The 4,410-nt window shown below is 65.2% G+C and carries 5 protein-coding genes and 1 riboswitch; of the genes, 3 read left to right on the forward strand and 2 right to left on the reverse strand.

Annotation, left to right across the window (positions count from 1 at the left end):
• The first annotated feature begins 228 nt into the window (after positions 1–228).
• The gene (locus ACZYOF_RS42470) at positions 229–624 is read left to right on the forward strand and encodes a thioesterase family protein (RefSeq protein ID WP_463719465.1); all 396 of its coding nucleotides are present in this window, start codon (positions 229–231) and stop codon (positions 622–624) included.
• A 103-nt stretch (positions 625–727) separates the two neighbouring features.
• On the opposite strand, the gene proC is transcribed toward ACZYOF_RS42470, so the two are convergent.
• Positions 728–1,546 (reverse strand): pyrroline-5-carboxylate reductase, encoded by an 819-nt coding sequence (gene proC / locus ACZYOF_RS42475; RefSeq protein WP_463719466.1) that lies wholly within the window; start codon positions 1,544–1,546, stop codon positions 728–730.
• A gap of 150 nt (positions 1,547–1,696) precedes the next feature.
• Positions 1,697–2,194, reverse strand: a complete 498-nt coding sequence (locus ACZYOF_RS42480; protein ID WP_463719467.1) for a type III secretion system chaperone family protein — start codon at positions 2,192–2,194, stop codon at positions 1,697–1,699.
• A gap of 440 nt (positions 2,195–2,634) precedes the next feature.
• Positions 2,635–2,786: riboswitch (FMN riboswitch) on the forward strand.
• Between the two features lie 75 nt (positions 2,787–2,861).
• Between ACZYOF_RS42480 and ACZYOF_RS42485 the strand changes: the two genes are divergently transcribed.
• Together ACZYOF_RS42485 and ACZYOF_RS42490 are read left to right on the forward strand one after the other, a co-directional pair.
• Entirely contained in the window at positions 2,862–3,449 is a 588-nt protein-coding gene (locus ACZYOF_RS42485) for a 6,7-dimethyl-8-ribityllumazine synthase (protein ID WP_130583263.1), read from the forward strand.
• Positions 3,450–3,635: 186 nt separating this feature from the next.
• A partial coding sequence (locus ACZYOF_RS42490) for an IS110 family RNA-guided transposase (RefSeq protein WP_463719468.1) occupies positions 3,636–4,410 on the forward strand: 775 nt, incomplete at its 3' end.

Consider the following 4,410-nt stretch of genomic DNA (forward strand, 5'->3'; position numbering starts at 1 on the left):
TGCTTCGACGTATCCATTCCAATGCGGATAATCTGCGTCACGGACGGCTCCCTCGTTTGAGATTTCGACAACCTCATTCTGGCACAACTGATGCCGTAGGGGGCCGTCCACCCCATCAACCACAGGCACTCGTTGTTGCGCTGGGCCGTGGCCATAGCCGCCGCCAAACCCGCTTTCGTGGTTATGGGTCCCGGGTCAAGTCCGGGACGATACCGTGTGTGAGGCAACATGGACGCCCGCGACGTCATCAAGATCGGCATGAGCGCCAAGCGCACGCTTGTGGTGCCGCCCGAGCGCACCGTCGGGCATTTCGTACCTGGCATGCCGATGGTCTACGCCACGCCGATGATGATCCTGGAAATGGAGATGGCCTCGGGCGATGCGATCCGTGGCAAGCTGCAACCCGGCTGGGTCACGGTGGGTACCGAGGTCGATATCCGCCATCTCTGGGCTGCGCCCGTGGGCGCGGTGGTGCGCACCACCGCAAAAGTCATCGCGGTCGAACGCCGCGTGATCCGCTTCGAGGTGCAGGCTTTCCACGGCGAGCGCAAGATCGGCGACGGCCGCCACGCCCGCGGCCTGGTCAATGTCGAGAGTTTTACCAGGCGGATCGCGGAGCAGTGAATCCGTAGGGGTGGGCAAAGCGTAGCGTGCCCACCATGGAATACTCCGCTCGTGATGGTGGGCACGCTGCGCTTTGCCCACCCTACAAAGCTACAAAGTCCGGCTACTTCGCCAATTCCTTCGATCGCTTTGTCGCGGCTGCAATCGCGCGGATCATCAGTGGGCGCAGCCCGTCGGTCGCCATCAGCACGTCCAGCGCAGCGGCGGTGGTGCCGCCGGGCGAGGTGACGTTCTGACGCAGGGTCGGCGCCGGCAAGTCCGAGCGGTGCAGCAATTCGCCGGAGCCCGAGACGGTCGCGCGCGCCAGCTTGGTGGCGAGGTCTTCCGGCAATCCGGCCTCGACGCCGGCGCGCGCGAGCTCTTCGGCGAGCAGGAACACATAGGCCGGACCGGAGCCGGAGACCGCGGTCACGGCGTCCATCAGGCCCTCGTCGTCGACCCATTCCACCGCGCCGGTTGCGCGCAGCAGCGCATCCGCAGTCGCACGCTGCGCGGCGCTGACATTGTTAGCGGCGACCGCGACCGTGATGCCGCGGCCGATCGAGGCCGGCGTGTTCGGCATCGCGCGCACCACCGCGCCGCCGCAGACTTCCTCGAGCGAGGCGATGGTGGTTCCGGCCATTATCGAGACGACAAGCGTCGATGGCGCGACCAGCGACTTGAGCGCGGCGCCGGCATCCCGGAACGATTGCGGCTTGACCGCGACCACCAGCGCGTCGACGTGGCCTGCGTCTTTGGGATTGAGACGGACGCCCTTGGGGGCCAGCGCACCGATCTCGGCCGAAGGCTGCGGGTCGATCACGGCGACGCGCGAGGCATCGAGGCCTCCGGCGAGCCAGCCGCTCAGCATCGCCCCACCCATCTTGCCCGCGCCGGCAAGCGCGACGGTGCCGGTGATATTTTGCAAGGTGTTGTTGCTCAAGGGCGCCACCACTGTCGTCCCGGCGCAGGCCGGGACCCATAACCACAGTCGGTTCTAGTGAGGTGCACAACGCGCGACAAGCATTTTAGCTGAATGCGGACATCACGCGGTATGGGTCCCGGCCTCCGCCGGGACGACGGCGCGTGTTCCTTAAGCCTCGCCCTCGGTGTCGAACATCGCGGCGCTCATCGCCTCCTGGGCGGTCTTGCCGGCCCACACCACGAACTGAAACGCCGGGTAGTAGCGCTCGCAGCCATGGATGGCGCCGACCAGCATGCTCTCGCATTGCGCGGTCGATGCGTTCAACCCGCCGGGCAGCAGCAGCGCCTGACGATGCATGATCATGCCGGTGTGGGTCCAGAGATCGAAATGGCCGATCCACAATTGCTCGTTGATGGCGGCGATCAGCCGCTGGGCTTCGGGACGGCGCGCCGGTGGAATCTTCATGTCGAAGGCGCACGCCAGATGCAGCGCCTCGATCTCGCTCATCCAGGTGAAGGAGAGCTGATAGTCGGTCCAGTCGCCTTTGGAGACGATCGTGACCTCGTCGCCAGCGCGCTCGAACGCCCAGTTGTTATCGGCCGCAATGTCTTCGACCACCGCAAGTGGATGGTTCTCGGAATCGATTATGCCTTCGAGGAGGGACATGCCGTCTCGACCCTTGTTCTTCTGACTTTCTTGGTACGCATCCGGAAGGCCGGCCTGCACCAGATAACGCATGGTTGCCGACTGCAGGCCCCCGTGGCCTTCCCGATCGCTCCGAGGCTTGCCAGGATGAAGTGATGTGATTTGCGGAATCCGCGCAACCGGGCCCCGAGTCCGTCCACAGCCAAAGGCGTGCTCGTCCACAGCTCATCGCCGCCACAATTATTAACGCGAGAACAAATCGGAATCGGATTTGCGCGATCGTCGCAATCGTTAACGCGCTCCGCGCGTTTCGGCCCGGGCGAGGGCACCTGAGAGTCGCCAAGCGGTCGTCAAGGCTCGCGCCGGGCACATGGGGAACATGCCGATTCGCCATGCCAAGGCGCTTGCCGCGTCCGTGGGTTTGGCAATAGCTTTGGGGCAGGTCGTCCATTCCGGGCGGCCGATGTTCTCAGGGCGGGGTGAAAGTCCCCACCGGCGGTAAGGGCCTGATGGCCCAAGCCCGCGAGCGCCTTTCTCCTCCCGGGAGGAAGGGTCAGCAGATTCGGTGCAATTCCGAAGCCGACGGTCAAAGTCCGGATGAAAGAGAACGGTTGCGGCAGCCTCGCCATCGCGCGTGGCTACAGTCGTTTTCCGTATGCCCTGATTCTGGTCCTGAAAGAGGAAAGCCATGAATCAGATGTTGCAAGACGCCGAAGTCCAAACTCCCGAAGCCGAGGAAGTCCAGTCGCCCGCGGGTGCCGCGCTGGCGACATCAGAGCCGCCGCCGGCGCCCACGCATCCGCGTTTCGCCAAGCCGCAGCGGGTTGCATTCGTGCAATCGTCCTGGCACCGCGACGTGGTGGAGGAATGCCGCATCGCCTTCCTCGCCGAGATGGAGGCGCGCCATGTCACCAATATCGACGTGTTCGAGGTGCCGGGCTCGTTCGAGATTCCGTTGCACACGCAGATCCTCGCCAAGACGCGCCGCTACACGGCGATCGTCGCCGCGGGCCTCGTCGTCGACGGCGGCATCTACCGCCACGAATTCGTCGCCGACACCGTGATCAAGGCGCTCATGGACGTGCAGTTGCGCACGGAGGTGCCGGTGTTCTCGGCCGTGCTGACGCCGCAACAGTTCCACGAGACCGAGGTGCATTACGATTTCTTCCGCAAGCATTTCGCCATCAAGGGCGTCGAGGTCGCGGAAGCCTGCGCCAACACCCTGCACAGCCTGGAGCGCCTGCGCGGCCAGGTCGCCGCGGGGATCGTGGGGTAGGTTGATCGTGGAATCGTAGATGGGGTAACGGGCCCCGGGCTGCCCTCCAAGCGAGCCGCGCTTGCTACGGCGCTATGGGTGGCGCGCTGCGCGCGGCTCGCTTGGAGGGCGGGCGGTCGTCCCTCACATTGATGGTGTGACGGAGTCGAGGATGAACCTCGCTCCAAGCATCGCGGAGAGACGACCATGGAGCACTATGCCGGAATCGACGTGTCATTGGAATGCTCGAGCGTGTGTGTGGTTGACGCCAACGGCAAGATCGTGCGGGAGGCGAAGGTGGCGAGCGAGCCGGAGGCGCTGATCGCCTGGTTCCGCTCGCTCGGCTTCGGTCTTGAGCGGATCGGGCTGGAGGCCGGACCCTTGTCGCAATGGCTGTTTGCGGCGATGAAGGCGGCCGGGCTTGCCGTGGAGCTGCTGGAGACGCGACACGTGCGGAATGCGTTCAAGGCCATGCCGGTGAAGTCGGACCGTAACGATGCGCGCGGGATTGCGCAGCTGATGCGGCTGGGTTGGTTCCGCCCGGTGCATTGCAAGTCGCTGAGCGCGCAGGAGACGCGATCGCTGCTGACCGCGCGCAAGCTGGTGCAAGCGAAGCTTCTCGACGTCGAGAACAGCCTGCGCGGGATCCTGCGCGGCTTTGGCCTCAAGGTCGGCAAGGTGACGGCGCGGACGTTTGCGGGGCGGATCCAGGAACTCGTCGCGGGCCATCCGCATCTTGAGCGGATCGCCGCTGCGCTGTTGGCGGTCCGCGAGATCCTACGGAAGGAGTTCGCGGCCTTCGAGAAGCAGACCCGCAGGATGGTGCGAGCCGACCAGCAGGCCCGGCTGCTGACGTCGGTCCCGGCCGTCGGCCCGATCGTGGCGCTGACCTATGCCAGTGCGATCGACGATCCGGGACGGTTCACATCATCGAAGCAGGTGGGCGCCCATTTCGGCTTGACGCCGAAGAAGCATCAGTCCG

This window comes from Bradyrhizobium sp. LeoA1Lang, from assembly GCF_055413685.1.